Annotated in this window: 1 protein-coding gene; it reads right to left on the bottom strand. The window is 43.7% G+C overall.

Annotated elements, in window-relative coordinates; all coding sequences use genetic code 11:
- Positions 1-167: 167 nt before the first annotated feature.
- A protein-coding gene (locus DET59_RS21300) for an IS3 family transposase (RefSeq protein WP_397540975.1) occupies positions 168-1,735 on the bottom strand; the annotation gives its coding sequence in 2 pieces (ribosomal slippage) (positions 168-1,252 and positions 1,252-1,735; 1,569 coding nt in all).
- Positions 1,736-1,809: the final 74 nt, after the last annotated feature.

The raw sequence follows: 1,809 nt of genomic DNA, 5'->3' as shown, positions 1-1,809 counted from the left end.
CGGTGTTTGTCAATATAGTTGTCGCATTTAGTTACTTTAGTATTTTTAAAAATGTCATGGGTTCCCGCGTTCGTCCCTTGGCTACCGCGCTACGCTTGCTGACCTAGTGATTTGAATCGAAAGGGAAAGCATACTTTCGATTCAAATCACTAGGGACACGGGAAATATTATGGTTTTCTTATCGCTTCATTTTGCCCCTCATCTCGCATTGGATTGAGCGTTACTTGTTCATTTGGTGCCCAATTTCTCGTGCTTCGTGCCCACCTTTCTGGATGCTTTGCCTTCGCTTCCTCGTATACGTTTTTTCGCTTTTCTAAAATGGCTATATGTTCTCCTGTATGACACTGTAAAGGTGTCACAAAATTCAGCCCACTATGCAGGTGAATCTCGTTGTACCAATGGACAAATTGCTGTGCCCATTGTCTTGCTTCCTCGAGTGATGCAAAACCTTTGTATGGAAAATCGGGCCGATATTTAAGTGTCCGAAACATCGCTTCTGAGTAAGGATTATCATTGCTCACACGCGGTCTTGAGAAGGAGCTTTGAATGCCCAATTTCTCTAGTAAACTTAAGAATGTCTCAGCTTTCATCGGGCTACCATTATCTGAATGTAACACGAGTGGTGCCCCTTGAATTTTTTCATTGATGACTGCTCTCTTCACGAGCGTTTCGGCGTGTTTTGCCTCTTCTTTTTCCCAAACTTCCCAGCCTACTACTTTTCTACTAAATAAATCGAGAATTAAATAGAGTCGATAATACAAACCTTTTACAGGTCCACCTAGCCAAGTAATGTCCCATGTCCATACTTGGTTTGGTAATGTTGCCAGATGACTTTCAGGGATTCTTCGTGTTGGCTTTTGACTACGACCACGGTGATGTTGCATTTTTTCTTCACGCAATACACGATAAAATGTAGATTCTGACGCAATATAAGTTCCTCTGTCCGCAAGCTTTGGTACAATTTGTGTCGGTGGTAAATCGGCGTATTCCTCTTGTTTAACAACCGCCATTATTTTCTCTTTTTCTTCCTCGGACAACTTATTTTTCGGCACGGGCCTTTTCGTAAGAGGACGCTGATCTACCTTTAAATCCCCCTCTGCCACCCAGCGCTCGTATGTTCGAACGCTGATATGAAGTTCCTCGCAAGCCTTCGCTAATCGCGCACCGGTTTGATTTGCTTCTAGGATAAGTTCGACAGCTAATGCGCGATTTGACGGGCAAATCATTCTTCCTCGTCGTCCCCCCAAATCGCTTGGGCCTTTTTTCTGAGCAGTAATAACGCGGCAGCTTCCGCTAATGCTTTTTCCTTCTTTTGTAGCTCTTTTTCTAATTGCTTGGCACGTTTCTGTTCTTCCTTCAACGAACCTTTTAACTGCTTCGATTGATCATATACTTGACCATTTGCCTGAAGGCATACCGTTCGCCATGCCTCGATCTGTTCACGATACAATCCCTTTTTGCGACAATACTCAGCCAGTTCCGTTTCGTTCATCGCGAATGTCTCCATCACGATTAAAAACTTATCTTGACTGCTCCATTTATCGCTTGTTTGTCCATTTCCAGGCGTTGCCACTCCAGCTGCACGTGCTTCTTTACGCCACTTGTACAAAGTTACTTCTGTGATGCCTTCTTCTTTCGAGATTTGTGCCACCGCTTCGTTGTTGGGCGGCATCATCCGTTTGACAATGGCTTCTTTTTGTTCTTGCGAATATCTTACTCTATTTCTCCCTGCCATGTTGATCGACCTCCGTGTTATTTACTTAACTATAACACTAAAGTATCATACGACATCTATCCTAACAGAGGGGG

The sequence above is a fragment of the Rossellomorea aquimaris genome (assembly GCF_003315075.1).
Taxonomy (GTDB): Bacteria; Bacillota; Bacilli; order Bacillales; family Bacillaceae_B; genus Rossellomorea; species Rossellomorea aquimaris_C.
Note: the sequence above shows the minus strand (reverse complement) of the source record. Positions and strands in the feature narration are given on the sequence as shown.